The sequence below is a fragment of the Colwellia psychrerythraea genome, assembly GCF_000764225.1.
GTDB classification, from domain to species: Bacteria; Pseudomonadota; Gammaproteobacteria; order Enterobacterales; family Alteromonadaceae; genus Colwellia; species Colwellia psychrerythraea_D.
Genome location: NZ_JQED01000040.1, coordinates 28,887 through 47,629 on the forward strand (window position 1 = coordinate 28,887; position 18,743 = coordinate 47,629).

The 18,743-nt window shown below is 37.8% G+C and carries 18 protein-coding genes; 8 read left to right on the plus strand and 10 right to left on the minus strand.

Going from position 1 to position 18,743, the window contains the following annotated elements; genetic code table 11:
- Positions 1–11: 11 nt before the first annotated feature.
- On the minus strand, positions 12–332 hold the full coding sequence (gene clpS / locus ND2E_RS07305) for an ATP-dependent Clp protease adapter ClpS (protein WP_033094593.1): 321 nt from the start codon (positions 330–332) through the stop codon (positions 12–14).
- Between the two features lie 264 nt (positions 333–596).
- On the opposite strand from clpS, the gene cspD reads away from it, so the two are divergent.
- Entirely contained in the window at positions 597–815 is a 219-nt protein-coding gene (gene cspD, locus ND2E_RS07300) for a cold shock domain-containing protein CspD (RefSeq protein ID WP_033094594.1), read from the plus strand.
- 91 nt (positions 816–906) lie between these two features.
- Here the strand turns inward: cspD and icd are convergent, their stop codons facing one another.
- Together icd and ND2E_RS07290 are read right to left on the minus strand one after the other, a co-directional pair.
- A complete protein-coding gene (icd, locus tag ND2E_RS07295) occupies positions 907–2,157 on the minus strand; it encodes an NADP-dependent isocitrate dehydrogenase (protein ID WP_033094595.1) in 1,251 nt (416 codons plus the stop codon).
- A gap of 225 nt (positions 2,158–2,382) precedes the next feature.
- Complete coding sequence (locus ND2E_RS07290) at positions 2,383–4,614, minus strand: NADP-dependent isocitrate dehydrogenase (protein ID WP_033094596.1); 2,232 nt, start codon at positions 4,612–4,614, stop codon at positions 2,383–2,385.
- Positions 4,615–4,795: 181 nt separating this feature from the next.
- On the opposite strand from ND2E_RS07290, the gene ND2E_RS07285 reads away from it, so the two are divergent.
- The 5 genes from ND2E_RS07285 (at position 4,796) to purB (ending at position 9,271) form a co-directional block, all read left to right on the plus strand.
- Positions 4,796–5,398 (plus strand): pseudouridine synthase, encoded by a 603-nt coding sequence (locus tag ND2E_RS07285; protein WP_033094597.1) that lies wholly within the window; start codon positions 4,796–4,798, stop codon positions 5,396–5,398.
- The gene (locus ND2E_RS0121650) at positions 5,391–5,894 is read left to right on the plus strand and encodes an NUDIX hydrolase (protein ID WP_081962064.1); all 504 of its coding nucleotides are present in this window, start codon (positions 5,391–5,393) and stop codon (positions 5,892–5,894) included. Before ND2E_RS07285 ends, ND2E_RS0121650 begins: the two co-directional genes overlap by 8 nt.
- A gap of 108 nt (positions 5,895–6,002) precedes the next feature.
- Positions 6,003–7,130 carry a tRNA 2-thiouridine(34) synthase MnmA gene (gene mnmA / locus ND2E_RS07280; protein ID WP_052056698.1) on the plus strand — a complete coding sequence of 376 codons (1,128 nt, stop codon included), beginning with the start codon at positions 6,003–6,005 and terminating at the stop codon, positions 7,128–7,130.
- 62 nt (positions 7,131–7,192) lie between these two features.
- A complete protein-coding gene (gene hflD / locus ND2E_RS07275) occupies positions 7,193–7,828 on the plus strand; it encodes a high frequency lysogenization protein HflD (protein WP_033094598.1) in 636 nt (211 codons plus the stop codon).
- Between the two features lie 72 nt (positions 7,829–7,900).
- Positions 7,901–9,271 (plus strand): adenylosuccinate lyase, encoded by a 1,371-nt coding sequence (gene purB / locus ND2E_RS07270; RefSeq protein WP_033094599.1) that lies wholly within the window; start codon positions 7,901–7,903, stop codon positions 9,269–9,271.
- Between the two features lie 148 nt (positions 9,272–9,419).
- Here purB and ND2E_RS07265 read toward each other — a convergent pair whose 3' ends face one another.
- Positions 9,420–9,827, minus strand: coding sequence for a DUF4826 family protein (locus ND2E_RS07265; RefSeq protein ID WP_033094600.1), 408 nt, complete (start codon positions 9,825–9,827; stop codon positions 9,420–9,422).
- A gap of 229 nt (positions 9,828–10,056) precedes the next feature.
- Here ND2E_RS07265 and ND2E_RS07260 point away from each other — a divergent pair, with 229 nt between their 5' ends.
- Positions 10,057–11,094 carry a Leu/Phe/Val dehydrogenase gene (locus ND2E_RS07260; protein ID WP_033094601.1) on the plus strand — a complete coding sequence of 346 codons (1,038 nt, stop codon included), beginning with the start codon at positions 10,057–10,059 and terminating at the stop codon, positions 11,092–11,094.
- 80 nt (positions 11,095–11,174) lie between these two features.
- Here ND2E_RS07260 and ND2E_RS07255 read toward each other — a convergent pair whose 3' ends face one another.
- The 5 genes from ND2E_RS07255 to thrS all read right to left on the minus strand — a co-directional run bounded on the left by ND2E_RS07255 (position 11,175) and on the right by thrS (position 15,834).
- A complete protein-coding gene (locus ND2E_RS07255) occupies positions 11,175–12,278 on the minus strand; it encodes a phosphoribosylaminoimidazolesuccinocarboxamide synthase (RefSeq protein WP_033094602.1) in 1,104 nt (367 codons plus the stop codon).
- A gap of 195 nt (positions 12,279–12,473) precedes the next feature.
- Entirely contained in the window at positions 12,474–12,833 is a 360-nt protein-coding gene (gene rplT, locus ND2E_RS07250; protein WP_019029134.1) for a 50S ribosomal protein L20, read from the minus strand.
- 16 nt (positions 12,834–12,849) lie between these two features.
- Positions 12,850–13,044, minus strand: coding sequence for a 50S ribosomal protein L35 (gene rpmI, locus ND2E_RS07245; RefSeq protein WP_033094689.1), 195 nt, complete (start codon positions 13,042–13,044; stop codon positions 12,850–12,852).
- 199 nt (positions 13,045–13,243) lie between these two features.
- A complete protein-coding gene (infC, locus tag ND2E_RS07240; protein WP_033094603.1) occupies positions 13,244–13,801 on the minus strand; it encodes a translation initiation factor IF-3 in 558 nt (185 codons plus the stop codon).
- 122 nt (positions 13,802–13,923) lie between these two features.
- Positions 13,924–15,834, minus strand: coding sequence for a threonine--tRNA ligase (thrS, locus tag ND2E_RS07235; protein ID WP_033094604.1), 1,911 nt, complete (start codon positions 15,832–15,834; stop codon positions 13,924–13,926).
- Between the two features lie 384 nt (positions 15,835–16,218).
- On the opposite strand from thrS, the gene ND2E_RS07230 reads away from it, so the two are divergent.
- Complete coding sequence (locus tag ND2E_RS07230; protein ID WP_150113770.1) at positions 16,219–16,950, plus strand: SRPBCC family protein; 732 nt, start codon at positions 16,219–16,221, stop codon at positions 16,948–16,950.
- A 35-nt stretch (positions 16,951–16,985) separates the two neighbouring features.
- On the opposite strand, the gene ND2E_RS07225 is transcribed toward ND2E_RS07230, so the two are convergent.
- Positions 16,986–18,665: an NAD(P)/FAD-dependent oxidoreductase gene (locus ND2E_RS07225; RefSeq protein WP_033094606.1), complete on the minus strand. Its 1,680-nt coding sequence runs from the start codon at positions 18,663–18,665 to the stop codon at positions 16,986–16,988.
- Positions 18,666–18,743 lie beyond the last annotated feature (78 nt).

An 18,743-nucleotide genomic window follows, 5' to 3' on the forward strand; every position in this document is an offset into this window, starting at 1 on the left:
AATTTATAACTTTAGGCTTTTTCCATCACACACTTAAGGGGGTGCTGATTTTCAAAAGCGTACTGGACAACCTGTTCTACTTTTGTTTCTGCTATTTCAGCAGTATACGTCCCACAAAGGGCTTTTCCTTTATAATGAATGGTTAACATAATATCCGTTGCTTGCTCTTCGCTTTTATTAAAAAAGTTACACAATACGTCTACAACAAAGTCCATCGGGGTGTAGTCATCATTAAGTAAAAAGACATAGTATTTAGCGGGTTCTTCTATTTGCTCTTTAACCGCGTCTTCAACAAAGTCTTGTGTGTCAAATAACTCTTTCCAGTTGCTCATATATTTATCTTAGTCTCTACTTTTTACTTTTGCTGTAACTTTTCGTGCATTTAAGCCTAAAAAGATTAAAAAAAAACGCCTATTCCAACTTGACAAATAGATTAAATTACCTACGATACTATAGGTGAGTAATATTTAATCACCTATAGTTGTCAATGCAGTTACTTATTATTTGCTTATGTATGCTCACTCTTTAGAAAGTATGCAATACAAAGATAAGTAAAACACAATTAAATACTAAAGGATATAGAAGGAAGTTGAAGTATGGCACACGGTACAGTTAAATGGTTCAATAACGCAAAAGGTTTTGGCTTTATTCGCCCTGATAGTGGTGGAGAAGATATTTTCGCGCACTATTCAACTATTGAGATGGATGGATATCGAACATTGAAAGCCGGACAAGATGTCGATTACGAACTTAATGATGGTCCTAAAGGTCACCATGCAGCAAGCATCAAATTAGCAAATGACGAATTAGAATAAATAAAATATTGTGCTAATATGATAAATAAAAACACAGCGTGTAGCTGTGTTTTTTATTAAGGTATTTTCGTTAACTATACATGACCAATAATTACATGTGGTCGATAATACAATCACCAAACGCTGAACAAGAAACTAACGTTGCATCATCCATAAGTCTTTCAAAGTCATAGGTTACTGTTTTAGCTTTAATCGCCCCTGACATTCCTTTAAGCAATAAATCAGCCGCTTCAAACCAGCCCATATGCCTTAACATCATTTCTGCAGAAAGAATTACAGAACCAGGGTTTACCTTATTTTTACCTGCGTACTTTGGTGCGGTACCATGGGTTGCTTCAAAAACAGCCACTTCATCACCTAAATTCGCTCCAGGAGCAATACCAATACCGCCAACTTGGGCAGCAAGTGCATCAGAAAGGTAATCACCATTTAAGTTTAACGTAGCAATAACACTATATTCTGCAGGTCTTAATAAAACTTGTTGTAACATAGCATCTGCAATGACATCCTTGATAATGATTTCATTACCAGTATTAGGGTTTGTCAGCGAGCACCAAGGACCACCATCAATTAGACTTGCACCAAATTCATCTCGAGCAAGCTCATAACCCCAATCTTTAAAGGCACCCTCTGTGAATTTCATAATATTACCTTTATGAACCAGAGTAACTGAGTCTTTATCATTATCAATTGCGTATTGAATAGCTTGTCTTACTAAACGTTGACTACCTTCTTTAGATACAGGTTTAATACCGATACCACAATTATCAGTAAAACGAATATTGCTAGCACCCATTTCTTCTGTAAGAAATTCGATTACCGCTTTAGCTTTATCGCTGCCGCCTTGATATTCAATCCCCGCATAAATATCTTCAGTATTTTCCCTAAAGATAACCATATCAACTTCAGAAGGTCTTTTTACTGGGCTTGGAACACCTGTAAACCATTGCACTGGACGTTGACATACGTAAAGATCAAGCATTTGTCTTATGGCAACATTTAAAGAACTCATACCGCCACCTACAGGTGTAGTTAAAGGCCCTTTTATAGAAACTTTGTATTCTTGTAACATGGCAAGAGTTTCTTCAGGTAGCCAAGTTTCACTATCATACATGGTTGTCGCTTTTTCACCCGCGTAGACTTCCATCCACGATATTTCTCTTTCGCCGGCATACGCTTTAGCAACAGCGGCATTAACAACTTTCAGCATTGGAGGTGTTACATCAACACCTATGCCATCACCTTCAATAAAAGGAATGATTGGATTATTTGGTACGGATAATTTACCGTCAACAACGGTAATTTTATCGCCGGTAGTGGGGATGATGATTTGATTAGTCATAGGACGAACTCCACATTAAACAAGTATAAGAAGATTATTTTACTAAAGTAATTCAAAAAAGGAAAAGGCACTAATCACTATTTAGTGATAACGACTATCATTAAAATGAATAAATATAATTTTGACTAAATTTACTAATAATAGAAACAATCAAAAGCTAAAGATTACACCTTAGCTTTTGATTAATATGCTGCTATTGACTAGCACCTTAACTATATATTTCTCTTAAAGCAATGCTGATAATATAGTATTCAATGTTTCACTTGGACGCATTGCTTTTTCTGTCAGTTGAACATCTGCAAAATAATAACCATCAATGTCAGTAGCTGGTCCTTGAGCTGCATTTAATTCAGTTACAATTTTCTCTTCTTGCTTAGTAAGTGCTTGAGCAACACCTGCAAAACTATCTTTAAGATCAGCATCTTTAGTTTGCTCAGCAATAGCTTGTGCCCAGTACATAGCAAGGTAAAAATGGCTACCACGGTTATCTAGCTCGCCAACTCTACGAGATGGTGATTTATTAGTATCTAAGAACTTTCCTGTTGCTGAGTCTAACGTGTCAGCTAATACTTGTGCTTTAGCGTTACCTGTTGAAACTGCAACATGCTCAAGTGACGCAGCAAGCGCTAAAAACTCACCTAAAGAATCCCAACGTAAGTGGTTTTCTTTTTCAAACTGCTGAACGTGCTTAGGCGCAGAACCACCAGCACCCGTTTCAAATAAACCACCACCATTCATTAATGGCACAATAGAAAGCATTTTAGCACTAGTACCAAGTTCTAAAATTGGGAATAAGTCAGTTAAATAATCACGTAAAACGTTGCCGGTAACTGAAATAGTATCTTCACCTTTAGCAACACGTGCTAGGGTGTATTCACAGGCTTTAACAGGAGATAGGATTTGAATGTCTAGTCCTGTTGTATCATGGTCAGCTAAATAGGTATTAACTTTCTTGATCATTTCAGCATCATGACCACGATTTTCATCTAACCAAAATACCGTTGGTGTATCGGTAGCTTTAGCGCGAGTTACCGCTAATTTAACCCAATCTTGAATAGGTGCATCTTTTACCTGACACATTCTGAAGATATCGCCTTGTGCAACATTCTGTTCGATTAATGTTTCACCCTTGTCATTTACGACACGAACAACACCTGTTCCTGACATGGTAAAGGTTTTATCATGCGAACCATATTCTTCTGCTTTTTGTGCCATTAAACCAACATTAGGCACTGTACCCATTGTTGTTGGATTGAAAGCACCATTTTCACGACAGAAATCTACCACTGCAGAGAAAACCCCCGCATAGTTACGATCTGGGATCATAAACTTAGTATCTTTTTGACCTCCATCAGGCCCCCACATCATTCCTGAAGCACGAAGAGCAGCAGGCATTGATGCATCAATAATGACATCACTTGGTACATGCAGGTTAGTTATACCTTTGTCAGAATCAACCATTGCCATTTCTGGACGTGTTGCATAAACAGCTTGTAAATCTGCCTCGATTTCGGCTTTTTGGCTTGCAGGTAAACGCGCAATTTTTGCGTAAACATCACCGATACCGTTATCAGCATCTACACCTAATTGTTCAAAAGTAGCAGCATGTTTAGCAAACACATCTTTATAATAAACTTTAACTGCGTGCCCAAACATAATTGGATCTGATACTTTCATCATGGTTGCTTTTAAATGCAATGAAAGTAAAACATCTTCTTCTTTAGCTTTATTGATCTCAGTTTCAAAAAACTCAACTAATGCTGATTTGCTCATTACTGAAGCATCAATGATTTCTTTATCAAGTAATGGTAATTTAGATTTTAATAATGTCACATCACCATTTTGTGCAACAAACTCAATATTTATAGTGGTTGCACCATCAATAGTTACTGACTTTTCACTGCCATAAAAATCACCTGAGTCCATGTGAGCTACATGAGATTTTGATTCAGGAGACCATGCGCCCATTGAATGTGGATTATTACGTGCATATTGTTTAACAGAACCTGGTGCACGACGATCTGAGTTACCTTCACGCAATACAGGGTTAACCGCTGAACCTAGTACTTTAGCGTAAGTTAATTTAATTGACTCTTCTGCTTCATTTTGTGGCTCAGCAGGATAAGGAGGTAAGTCATAACCTTTTGCGCGTAATTCTTTAATAGCAGCCTCTAATTGTGGAATAGATGCTGAAATATTTGGCAATTTGATTATATTAGCTTCTGGGGTTTTAGCTAATTTACCTAACTCAGATAATGCATCTTCAACGCGTTGCTCTTCAGTCAAGTACTTTGGAAAATTTGCTAAGATACGAGCAGCTAAAGAAATGTCACGTGTTTCAACGTTAATACCTGAAGAAGCCGTATAAGCTTGAATAATTGGTAATAAAGAATACGTCGCTAAGGCAGGCGCTTCATCGGTAATAGTATAAATGATTTTTGAGTTATCGGTGCTCATTGAGATTCCTACTTTAATTAGCCAAAAGCTCCAGTGACAACATAAATATCTATTATAAATTTATGCATATTCACCCAAGCTAAGATTTATTTTTTGCGCGCACATAGTATAGTAATTCAAAGAGTATTAATATAGCCAAGCGAGAAGGCATCACATATTTTAAAGGAAAACGAGTCAACAAATGATCCAGAGCAAGGGCTACTCAAGACGTAAGGTAAGAAACCCAAATAAGGTACGACCACTTAATGAAAAACAAAAGGTAGTGCTTTTTAACAAACCTTTTGACGTGCTATGTCAATTTACCGATGAGAACAATCGTAGGACATTAAAAGATTTTATCGACATTCCCGGTGTATATGCCGCAGGAAGGTTAGACAGAGATAGTGAAGGTTTATTGCTACTGACTAATGATGGTCAATTGCAACACCAAATTGCCAATCCCGTTAAGAAAACAGAAAAAACTTATTGGGTGCAAGTTGAAGGTGCACCGTGTGAAGAAGACATGGACAAATTACGTCAAGGAGTTAAGTTGAAGGATGGCATGACTAAACCGGCGAAAGTGAAGCTTATGCTTGAACCAGAAGTATGGTCACGTAATCCGCCCATTAGAGAACGAGCTAGTATCCCAACCACATGGTTAGAAATAACGATAACGGAAGGTCGTAATAGACAAGTTAGACGGATGACGGCAAATATAGGCTACCCTACTCTTCGACTCATCAGATATAGAATTGGTCGTTGGACAATAGACAACATTGATAACGGTGCATATAAAGTTGAGTAGTAACAGTAATTCCACATTAGATCATGGCTTACCCAGTGAACATGGTCAAAACCAATTTAAGCCAAATACAACCGTAGCTGCTGTGATTCATCACAACGGTAAATTTTTATTCGTTGAAGAAAAGGAAAAAAACCGAATAGTTTTCAACCAGCCTGCAGGACATTTAGAGAAAAATGAAAGTCTTATTGCAGCAATACAACGAGAAGTGCTAGAAGAAACAGGCTTAACATTAACGCCAAATTTCCTATGTGGTATCTATTATTATCACCGACCTGACCTCAAATTGTATTTTTTACGCTTTTGCTTTGTCATCGAATTAAGCCAGTTTTTACAAGGAAAGCCACAAGATGAAGAAATTATTGATACCCATTGGTTTACCCTTGAACAAATAAAAGAACATAAGGCTCAATTACGGAGTTCTATGGTATTAGAGTGTGTTGAGGACTATCTAGCAGGTAATAAAATTCCTTTATCGCAATTAAAATCTAATCTTTAATCTATATCCTATTAGTTGTGCATGTTATAATTTTTCGCCTCTTATTTCAGTACACTTACTTTTAGTTATAGTTAGTACGCTTTTTTTATAAATCTATTGGTCAAACACATGTTAACAGCCCCAAATACTAAAGCCCCAGAGCACACCAAAGTTATTGTCGGTATGTCTGGTGGTGTCGATTCTTCTGTCTCTGCTTATTTGCTTAAAGAGCAAGGTTATCAGGTAGAAGGTTTGTTTATGAAAAATTGGGAAGAGGATGATACCGATGAATATTGTGCTGCCGCTCAAGATTTAGACGATGCTCAGGCTATATGTGACAAATTAGACATTAAATTGCACACTATCAACTTCGCTACTGAATATTGGGATAATGTTTTTGAGTATTTTCTAGCTGAATATAAAGCTGGCCGTACCCCTAACCCTGATATCATGTGTAATAAAGAAATAAAGTTCAAAGCCTTTTTAGAGTTTGCCTGTGAAGATTTAGGTGCAGATTACATTGCCACGGGGCATTACGTTCAGCGTGAACTACGAGATAATTCATGGAAAATGATACGTGGTCTTGATAATAATAAAGACCAAAGCTATTTTCTCTACACACTTGACGAAACTCAGTTAGCGCACACTTTATTCCCTGTTGGCCACATTGAAAAACCCGAAGTACGTGCGATTGCCGAAAAAGCTGGATTGGTCACCCATAACAAAAAAGACAGCACGGGCATTTGTTTTATTGGTGAGCGTAAATTTAAAGACTTTCTTGGACAGTATCTACCTGCTCAACCCGGTATTATTGAATCAGCTGAAGGTATGGCCGTCGGTCATCATGATGGACTGATGTATCATACCTTAGGGCAACGAAAGGGTTTACGAATTGGTGGCTTAGCAAATGCTGGTGAAGAGCCCTGGTATGTCGTTGAAAAAGATTTACTGCGTAATGTGCTTATTGTTGGGCAAGGTCATAACCACCCTCGCCTTTTTTCTAAAGGCCTCATTGCAAACCAATTGCATTGGGTAGATCGAAAAGCACTCACGACGAGCATACAATGCACAGTGAAAACTCGTTATCGTCAAGAAGATGTTTCATGTACAGTTACTCCAGTAGCTGGCTCTGAAACAGAAGAATATCAAATTGATTTTGCTGAACAACAAAGTTCAGTGACGCCAGGACAGTCCGTTGTATTTTATCAAGATGATGTATGTCTAGGCGGCGGTATCATAGATACTCTTATCCGCTAGCGTTTACGCATTTCCATAGCCACGCTCATCAATGACAAGATAAACTAAAAACTAGAGAAGAAATGAAAGATCAAACAATTACCTTTGCCGCTATTTGTCAAATAGCCTATCAAGTACAGCAAGTATCACGCACAGGTCAAATCACCGATGAAGAATTCAGTGTTTTATTGCAGAGTATCATTGAGACCTCACCGATAAATACTTTAGCGGTTTATGGGGGTGATATCTTAAATATTAAAAAAGGTCTTGAGATATTAATCGACCACTTAGGTAATGATAATGGTTCAACTAGCTCGACAAAGCATAAAGATCCCGAACTAACTCGGTATATCATTAGCTTAATTAATTTAGAAAGACGTCTTGCTAAACAGCCTAAGCAACTTAATACTCTTGGTGAACGCATAAACTCAACTGAAAGACAGCTCGACCATTACGCATTAACCAGTGATACCTTAACGGCAAGCTTTGCCAGTATTTATAGCGATATTATCAGCCCTCTTGGTCATAAAATTCAAGTCACTGGCGAACCAAGTATTTTAAAACAAAGCGTCAATCAATATAAAATTAGAGCCTTACTCTTAGCAGGTATTCGTGCGGCAGTTTTATGGCGGCAAGTCGGTGGAAAAAGACGTCAAATATTATTCAGCCGTAAAAAAATAGTCAATACCGCTAAAGAATTACTCAGAACTATTCGATAAATTTACACACTATTTAGCTCTTAAATTAACAATCTTAATTAAAGAGAATATTAATATAACTTAGGAAACATTATGGAACTTTCAGCATTAACTGCTATATCACCGGTAGATGGTCGTTATGGTAGCAAAGTAAAATCATTGCGCCCAATTTTTAGTGAATTTGGCCTAATTAAATACCGTGTTACCGTTGAAGTACGTTGGTTACAAAAACTTGCAGCAACTAGCGCAATTGCAGAAGTTCCTGCATTCTCAGCACAAGCTAATGAGCTATTAGAAAGCATAGTTGCTAATTTTAGTGAAGAAGATGCTTTGTCCATTAAAAACATCGAAGCAACGACTAACCACGATGTTAAAGCGGTTGAATACTTTTTAAAAGAAAAGATTGCTGATAATGAAGAGCTACACGCGGTTACTGAATTTATTCACTTTGCTTGTACTTCAGAAGATATTAACAACTTATCTCATGGCTTAATGTTAAACGATTGTCGTGATGAAGTTTTATTACCAGAAATAGATAAAGTTTTAGCGGCCATTAAAGCGCTAGCCGTTGAATATAAGACTATTCCAATGATGTGTCGTACTCATGGTCAACCAGCTTCTCCTAGTACCTTAGGTAAAGAAATGGCTAACGTTTATGTGCGTTTGCAACGTCAGCGTGAGCAAATTGCTAACGTTGAGATGTTAGGTAAAATTAACGGAGCTGTTGGCAACTACAATGCTCACCTAAGTGCTTACCCTGAAGTTGATTGGCACGAGTACGCAAATGAATTTGTTACTTCATTAGGTTTATCTTTTAATCCATTTACCACACAAATTGAACCGCATGATTACATTGCTGAGCTATTTGATGCTGTTGCACGTTTTAACACTATCTTAATCGATTTTGATCGTGATATTTGGGGTTACATTGCTATGGGTCACTTCAAGCAAAAAACAATTGCTGGGGAAATTGGCTCTTCAACAATGCCGCATAAAGTTAACCCAATTGATTTTGAAAATTCTGAAGGTAACTTAGGCATTGCAAATGCATTATTCACACACTTAGCACAGAAATTACCTATTTCTCGCTGGCAACGCGACCTAACGGATTCTACCGTTTTGCGTAACTTAGGTGTTGGTTTTGCTCATACAATGATTGCGTACGGTGCAACCTTAAAAGGTATCAGTAAATTGGAAGTAAATGAAGCCAATTTAGCCGCTGAATTAGACAGCAACTGGGAAGTATTAGCAGAGCCTATTCAAACTGTTATGCGTCGTTACGGCATTGAAAAGCCTTATGAAAAATTAAAAGACCTAACTCGTGGTAAACGTGTAGATGGTGATTCTATGCGTGAATTTATCATGACATTAGAATTACCAGAATCAGCTAAAGCTCAGCTATGTGAAATGACTCCAGCTAGCTACATTGGTCGCGCAGTTGCATTTATTGACGAATTAAAATAATCGTTTCTTTTATTTAGAGACTCTTTAAAAAGAAGGCAATGCCTTCTTTTTTTATAGCTATCATTTGCATTATCAAGTGAAGAATATATGCCCTATCAACACCGGGCACAATGACAAGATAAGCACATTTTAAATAATCTAAAATTATTTAGTTTGCTTGCCATAATGACTCATCATTAAATAACTTATATAAACCATCTGCACGGCCAATTAATAAGTGAGCAAACTCATTTTGTTCTTCGTTTTTAGCCTGTAATAAGTTTTCTGCTTGCATTTGCCATTTTAAAGAGAAATGTCTTAATGCTTCACGCGCATTAGGAGCCACATCAACACTACTATGATCGCTGGGTAAGTCCCCACATAAAACCCAAAATTTATTGCCATCTATTGATGTTAATTTCCATAACGCCAAAATAGGTACTAAATAACGACTCTCTTCCACTTGAACACTCTGTGTGACAACACCTTTTTCAGCTAGGTATTTAGTGGCTACCTGATACTGATTTTTTATCCACTGCTGTTGCTGTTCTTCTGTCATTGGTACTTCTTTAGTCATTTTATTTCTCAATTATACGTATTAGTTTTGTAGCCGTTATTCATTGCGGCGCCAAGTTTGTCACGTTAAATTTGCAGGTTGTAGCTTTTCGCTTACAGCTTGCATCCTTAGTCGAAATTGTTAATTTTATCAGCGACTAGCTTGGCTATTTTCTAGGTGCTATCGTTCCTTAACAATATTACAACACATTTAAATTGCCTTTTCTAGCAAGAAAGAATGGAGAAAAACAATGGCTTTTTTTGATTTACCTGATTTTGACGACCACGAGCAAGTAGTTTTTTGCAGTGATGAAAAAAGTGGTCTTAAGGCTATAATAGCCGTGCATAGTACCAAGCTTGGAGCAGCCGTAGGTGGTTGTAGAATGTGGGATTACGCTAACGATGCTGAAGCTCTTGTTGATGTTTTAAGATTATCTAAAGGCATGACTTATAAAAATGCCATGGCCGGTCTTAGTATGGGTGGCGGTAAATCTGTCATCATTGGCGACGCTAAAAAACTAAAATCAAAAGCCTTGTTCCAAGCCTTTGGTGAAGCGTTAAATAGACTCAATGGACGTTATTTAAGTGCGGAAGATGTCAATATTACTACCAGTGACATTGAGATAGCCAATAGTGTCACCCCATACGTAACAGGCACAGAAAATAAAAGTGGAAACCCTGCTCCTTTTACCGCACTTGGAACGTTCTTAGGCATTAAAGCCTCGGTTAAGCATAAACTAAAACGTGATGATTTAACCGGACTTAGAGTGGCGATTCAGGGCCTTGGAAGCGTAGGTTATCAATTATGTGAGCACCTGCACAACGCAGGAGCAGAACTTATTATCACAGATATCAACCAAGCAGCTTTAGATATGGCTGCCACTGAGTTCAATGCTACCATAGTTGGCTTAGATGAAATATATGACCAAGATGTAGATATTTATGCCCCATGTGCTCTGGGTGCCACTATCAATGATGAAACGCTTAGTCGTATAAAAGCTGGAATTATCGCTGGTTGTGCGAATAACCAATTAGCAGAGCCTCGCCATGATCAAGCCTTGGTAGAACGTGGCATATTATACGCCCCTGATTATGTAATTAATGCCGGTGGTATCATCAATATCTCGTTTGAGCATAATTATGACCATGAAAAAGCGACAAAAAAAGTTGGTGAGATATATCATACTTTATTAGATATTTATGCTAAAGCTGAAGCTCAAGCAAGACCTACTGGCATCATAGCTGATGAAATGGCCCGTGAAATAATTAAGCAAGGTGGTAAAGTTTAAAGTAAACCCCGAATTTTTAATTGTAACAATAAAAAAACCAGCAATAAGCTGGTTTTTTTATTCATGACATTAAGGGTAAACTAATCAATTAATTGATACTGTTCACGTAAAATTGCAATAATTTCAGCTTTCGGGTTATCAGATAAGACAATTTTTTCGCCAGTAATTTTTTCAGCGATATCAGTGTATGTTTTTGATACATCCATCAATACTGAAAGTGGTAATTCATTATCACGCGCTAATGCTTCACGCTCATCCATGCGATCTTTATTTAATAAAATATCGGCATCTGGAAAATGTGCTAATAATAATTGACGGAAACCTTCTTTTGAGTTTTCTACAACCTTGCCTGCTCGGTATTGCGCACCATCCCATATACGTGAAGAGTCTGGCGTACCTACTTCATCCATATAAATCAGTTTATCATCACCATTTACATCTTTGACGTAACCAAACTCAAATTTAGTATCAACAAAAACTTGATCTATTTTTGATAAAGCGTTTGAGATAACATCGAAACCTTCGGTCAGTAGTTTTTCATATAATGCAATATCATCCACTGATTTAAAGTTAAATGCTTCAAAATTATCTTCGATATTTTTACGGGTAATATTAACATCATCAACCGCGGGTACACCGGGAATACCTTCTAAAATTCCTTTGGTTGAAGGTGTTTGCAGCAGTGCTGTTAACTTACTGTCCTTCGCGAGCCCTTCTGGTAATTCAATACCGCAAAAGTCTCTTTCACCCTTAGTATAAGAACGCCACATTGAGCCAGTAATGTATTGACGACAAATTGCTTCAATCATTACTGGCTTAGCTTTTTGAACAATCCAAACAAAGGGATGTGGAATATCTAAAATATGGCTATCAGCAAGCCCTTGCTCTTTAAATAACTTAAACCAATGGTTTGATATTGCATTTAACGCAGCACCTTTTCCAGGCACACCGCGCATATCATTTTCACCAGACCAAATACAATCGAAAGCAGAAATTCGGTCACTTATCACCATAATAGCTAACGAAGTATCCTTGGGAACATCATAACCCTTCTCTTCGATAAGACGCTTGCTGTCTGCTTCGGTTAACCAATAAACAGAACGTACTTTACCACTGTGTACAGGTGAATCAGTACGGATAGGAAGATCGTTATTAACGGCTAAAACTTTATCAGCTAGGTTCATTATTATTTCTCTTGGTTATTTATTCTGGTTAAGTATTAAATATTATCAGCAGGTATAAAATGACTGCTTGACTAAAATTACTAATTTTAAGTAATAACTTTAGTTAAGCACTATCTTTTACAAAATAAAAAGGACGCTATAAAGCGTCCTTTTTTTTCAGCCAAACTGAATTTAGTTAAGCTTACATTGCTTTACTTAAGCAGCTAAAGAAGCTTGCGCTTTTTCAACTAAGAAAGTGAATGCTGCTTTATCGTATACTGCGATGTCAGCTAGGATCTTACGATCAATCTCAATAGAAGCCTTTTTAAGACCATTAATGAATTTGCTGTAAGATAAACCATTTTGACGAGCTGCTGCGTTAATACGAGCGATCCAAAGCTGACGGAATTGACGTTTACGTTGACGACGATCGCGGTAAGCGTATTGACCTGCTTTAGTTACTGCTTGGAAAGCAACACGATAAACACGACTACGTGCACCGTAATAACCTTTAGCTTGCTTTAGAACCTTTTTGTGACGTGCACGAGCTTGTACACCACGTTTTACTCTAGCCATTTTCTATATCTCCTAATTAACCGTGACGTAAAAGTTTTTTAACTGACTTAATGTCAGATGCGGCGATCATGCATTTAGCACGAAGATGACGCTTAACTTTAGTACGACGCTTAGTCAAGATATGACGAAGGCCAGCTTGTTTGAACTTGTAGCCTGAGGCTGTTTTTTTAAAGCGCTTTGCAGCACCTTTATTGGTTTTCATTTTAGGCATGTGAATCATTCTCAAATTTATACCTTAACTAATTAAAGTTAGGTATATGCCAAATATTAAGTAGCGAGGGCGAAAATAATTAAGTGACTTAAAACTAAGTCAACTCAACTATTTTACTTGCAAGCCTTTACTACCAGCGTAAAGATAAAGTTGGTGAATAGAACATCCGAAAATATTCTATTACTTGTCAAACCAAGTTTTATCTATTTTTAGGGGCTAAGACCATCACCATTTGACGTCCTTCCGCACGACGCGGGAAGAACTCAAGTACAGTTAACTCTTCTAAATCGTTTTTAACACGCGTTAAAAGTTGTAAACCTAACTCTTGGTGGGCCATTTCACGGCCACGGAAACGTAATGTTACCTTGACCTTGTCGCCGCCTTCTAAAAAGCGTTTCAGGTTACGTAATTTCACCTGATAATCGCCTTCATCTGTACCAGGACGGAATTTAATTTCCTTAACCTGAATTTGTTTCTGGTTTTTACGTTGTTCTTTCTGCTCTTTCGCTTTTTCGTAGATAAATTTACCATAATCCATCACACGACAAACCGGAGGCTTAGCAGTAGGGCTAATTTCAACCAGATCAACACCAGCTTCATCAGCTTGGTCCATTGCTTCATCTAATGTAACGATGCCACCTGGCTCTCCGTCAAATTTAATTAAACGAATTTGGTTGTCTAGAATATCTGTAATTAACTCATTTAAACGATGAGCTGGCTCTTTACGCCCGCCTCGTTGTCCACCTTTAATAGCCATGTTCCTCCAAAGAACTCTTTTTAGCTTATTTAAACTCTGCCTTAATTCTATTCAATGATAGAAAAGGCAGACTATATTACTTTTATAATGTTATCCGTTGTTAATTTTACTGTTATAAAGTATTACTGACGAGATTTTACTTCATCAGATAACTTAGCAATAAAGTCATCAACCGACATTTTTCCTAAATCTTCACCACTTCGAGTTCGAACGGCAATTTCACCCGCTTCCATTTCTTTATCACCAACAACTAATAAATAAGGAACTCGCTTCAAAGTGTGCTCGCGGATTTTAAAGCCTATCTTCTCATTTCTCAAGTCTATTTTTGCTCTAAAGCCATTTTCTTTTAGTTTTTTAACAACTTTCTCACAATATGGCGCTTGTTTATCGGTAATATTCATAATTGTCGTCTGAATAGGCGATAACCATGTTGGGAATTTGCCAGTGTACTCTTCAATTAAAATACCAATAAAACGTTCTAATGAACCTAGAATTGCGCGATGAATCATTACCGGAGTATATCGTTCATTATCTTCACCAACATAAGTTGCACCTAAACGCTCTGGTAATGCAAAATCAAGCTGTACTGTGCCACATTGCCATGCACGACCTAAACAGTCCATCAAGGTGAATTCTATTTTAGGTCCGTAAAAAGCCCCTTCACCAGGTAGGTATTCAAACTTAATATTGCTATCAGTTAGTGCTTGTGCAAGACCTGCTTCAGCTTTATCCCAAATTTCATCACTACCGATACGGTTATCTGGACGAGTAGACAATTTAACAACAATATCTTCAAAACCAAATGAACCATATACGTCATAAACCATTTCAATACATTTAGTGACTTCAGCTTGTACTTGCGATTCCATACAGAAGATATGAGCATCATCTTGAGTAAAGCCACGTACACGCATTAAACCATGAAGTGAACCTGACGGCTCATTACGATGACAACAGCCAAATTCAGCAATACGTAAAGGCAAGTCACGATAGGATTTTAATCCTTGGTTAAATATCTGTACGTGACCAGGACAGTTCATTGGTTTAATCGCATATTCACGCTTTTCAGATTCAGTGGTAAACATTCCATCGGCATATTTATCCCAATGACCTGATTTTTCCCAAAGGCTTCTGTCCATCATCAGTGGCGCTTTAACTTCGTCGTAATCATATTCATGTAACTTTTCACGCACAAATTTTTCTAACTCAGTGTAAATCGTCCAACCATCGTTATGCCAAAACACCATACCAGGCGCTTCTTCTTGCCAATGGAATAAATCTAATGTTTTACCAATTTTACGATGATCTCGTTTTTCAGCTTCAGCTAAACGCACGATATACGCTTTTAGTTGCTTTTTATCAGCCCACGCTGTGCCATAGATACGTTGTAACATTTTATTATCTGAATCACCGCGCCAGTAGGCGCCAGCAACTTTCATTAATTTAAAATGATGACAATGGCGCATGCTTGGTACATGAGGGCCACGACACATATCAATGTATTCTTGGTGATGATATAACGCTGGAGTATCTGTCTTCTCGATGTTTTCATCAAGAATTTGTAATTTGTAAGTTTCACCACGTTCGGTAAAGGCATCATAAGCATCTTGCCATGTACCTGTTTTTTTAACTACTTCATATCCAGTACGCGCAAGTTCAGTCATGCGCTTTTCAAGTTTAACTAAGTCATCTTCTGTAATTGACTCATCAAGATCAATATCGTAATAAAAGCCATTTTCAATCGTTGGACCGATAGCCATTTTTACATTAGGGTACAATTGCTTTATGGCATGACCCAATAAATGCGCACACGAGTGGCGGATGATCTCAAGCCCTTCACTATCTTTACTGGTAATAAGTTGTAAAGAAGCGTCTTGAGTAATTAATTCACAGGCATCAACAAGATTACCATCGATACGACCAGCAATAGTTGCTTTGGCAAGACCAGGGCCAATATCAAGGGCTACATCCATTACAGATACAGCTTGTTCAAATGAGCGTTGTGAACCGTCAGGGAGAGTAATTACAGGCATGTTTTTCCTTATCAGTGGCGGCGCATACTAAGCGTCGCTTGAATTTAAATAGTTAAAAAATAATGGTATCAGCAGTTGCTTCCTGCAATTGCGCAATCACGTTCATCCTGAACTAAAAAAAGAGCATAGCGCTCTTATCAATAACAATTTGATTTTCTGCTGATGATTGTAAAAGTCTTGCCCTTATTAAACAAGGGTTTTCAGCAAGCTTTGAACAATTAGCATTGAATACACCTATTATAAGCTCAACCACAGTCAACATTAGCCTTATAAAAACTATCTCGCGGTAATAAACAATAGCGTTGTCAGTACAAACTCTGCATAGTACTTTGGCAAAAAATCAGTGATACTACAGACATACGTTTAAATAACTAGCTGAATATAGTGAACAAATCATCCACTTTTATAGCACTACTAGTATTTAGTTGTTTACACTTTTCTTATGCAGAACAAGTGCCATGGAAGGTATGGAAAAAAAACAGCGCGCAAAGCGTGAGTTATCGTCCCGCCTTAATAAATAACCAAATTGACAAAAAATTAATCGAAATTAAAGCGAGCACGACGGTAAATTCGACCATGTCTGGATTTTTACTTTTTTTACAAGATGTTAATAACACACAACATTGGTTAGTAAATGCCAGCGAAAGCAAAATAATTCAGCGACATTCAACGGAAGAAAGCAGCTTCTATATCAAGCTCACCCAACTTTGGCCGTTAAGACCCCGAATATTAATACTTAACTCCACTTACTGGCAAAATGACGACCTTAGCATTGAAATCAAACTAACAGATGCTGATCCTATTTCACTTGAAGAGACAACATCTGTAACAATTGAGCATTTAGCAGAGTTTTTACAGGTGAAAACCCATAGCGCCCATTGGAAAATAAGGCCCAAGTTATCAGAAGGTGAAGGCAATAAAGTCTCTATTGAATATGTGTTCATCGCAGACGGACACGGAGATACACCGAAATGGCTCGCTGACCACTTAGCACTGAAATCTATTTGGAAAAGTATGCGAAATATTAGACGACAATTACCGCAAGAAAAGTGGCAGCAAAAAACGATAAAAGGTATTACTGAATTATCAGTAATACCTTCAACTAGCAAGCCTTAACTATGCTAGACCTGAACCTCAAAAATTATTTCAAGTTATTGCTCTGCTGTAATAGATAAGGCTATTGCTTCAGCAATCTTAATACCATCGATGCCAGCAGATAAAATTCCACCGGCATAACCTGCCCCCTCACCAGCAGGATATAAGCCTTGTGCATTAAGACTTTGCAACGTCTCTTTATCACGGGTTATTTGTATCGGTGATGATGTTCTTGTTTCTACTGCCGTTAAGGTTGCTTCTGACATAGAAAAACCGTTAATTTTTTTATTAAAAGCAGGCAATGCTTCTCGAATTGCGGCTATCGCATAATCTGGTAAGGTTTCACTTAAATCACAATAAGTGACACCAGGCTTATATGAAGGTGTCACACTGCCATGCTCGCCGCTTTTAAGTCCGGCAAGAAAGTCTCCAACAAGTTGTACAGGTGCATCGTAGTTTTCTCCACCGAGTTTAAACGCTTTTTCTTCTAATTTGCGCTGAAAATCGATACCTGCAAGTACATAATCTCGGGTCGAGGCAAACTCACTCGTGACGAAATCTGCTGGTTCAATACCGACCACAATAGCACTATTGGCATTACGTTCATGACGGGAGTATTGGCTCATGCCATTAGTCACAAGACGCCCTTCTTCAGAGGCAGCGGCAACAACCGTTCCACCTGGACACATACAAAAACTATAAACTGAGCGACCATTTTTACAATGGTGCACTAACTTATAATCCGCAGCGCCTAAAATTTCATTTCCTGCATTTTTACCAAAGCGCGCCTCATCAATAACTGACTGCTCATGCTCTATACGAAATCCAACAGAAAAAGGCTTTGCTTTTATGTAAACACCTTCATCAAATAACATTTTAAAAGTATCACGAGCACTATGGCCAATAGCCAGCGCAATATGATTAGTTTCAATATACTCGCCGCTTGACAGTGTTAAGCCGGTTACTTTTTTATTTTGGTAACCTTCAATGCCCTGGGTAGTGCACTCATTACCACCTACATCGGTGAAATGAATGTTATCTACTCGCTGGTTAAATCGCACTTCGCCACCTAATTCAAAGATTTTAGCTCGCATTTGCTCAACCATGGTCACTAATTTAAACGTGCCAATATGGGGCTTACTTACATACAAAATCTCTTCCGGTGCGCCTGCATCAACAAACTCATGCAGAACTTTTCGACTGTAATGCTTAGGATCTTTTACCTGACTATAAAGCTTGCCGTCAGAAAACGTACCTGCACCTCCTTCGCCAAACTGCACATTGGACTCAGTATTTAGTATTTTTTTACGCCAAAAGCCAAACGTGTCTTTCGTACGTTGTCTTACTTCTTGCCCACGTTCCAATATAATCGGTTTAAATCCCATCTGAGCAAGCACTAAACCAACAAATAAACCACATGGCCCCATACCAATAACGACAGGACGATTTTTAAGATTACTTGGTGCTTGACTGACAAACTTGTAGGCCATATCGGGGGTTGCTTTTACTTGAGTATCATCACTAAACGTTGCAAGAAGCTCTTCATTTACATTTGTTTCAACATCAAGGGTATATATCAGGAAGATACTATTCTTTTTACGCGCATCATAACCACGTTTAAACACGGTAAAGTTAATTAACTGCTCTGTGTTAATTGATAACTTAGTTAAAATAGCTTGTTCAAGTTCGTGCGCTTGATGGTCAAGTGCAAGTTTGATATTGGTTAAACGAATCATTCTTTGAGATACCAGCATAGGAAGAGTAATATTTTTCACTATTTTACCTGTACGTTATCATTTTAGAAACAAGAGATT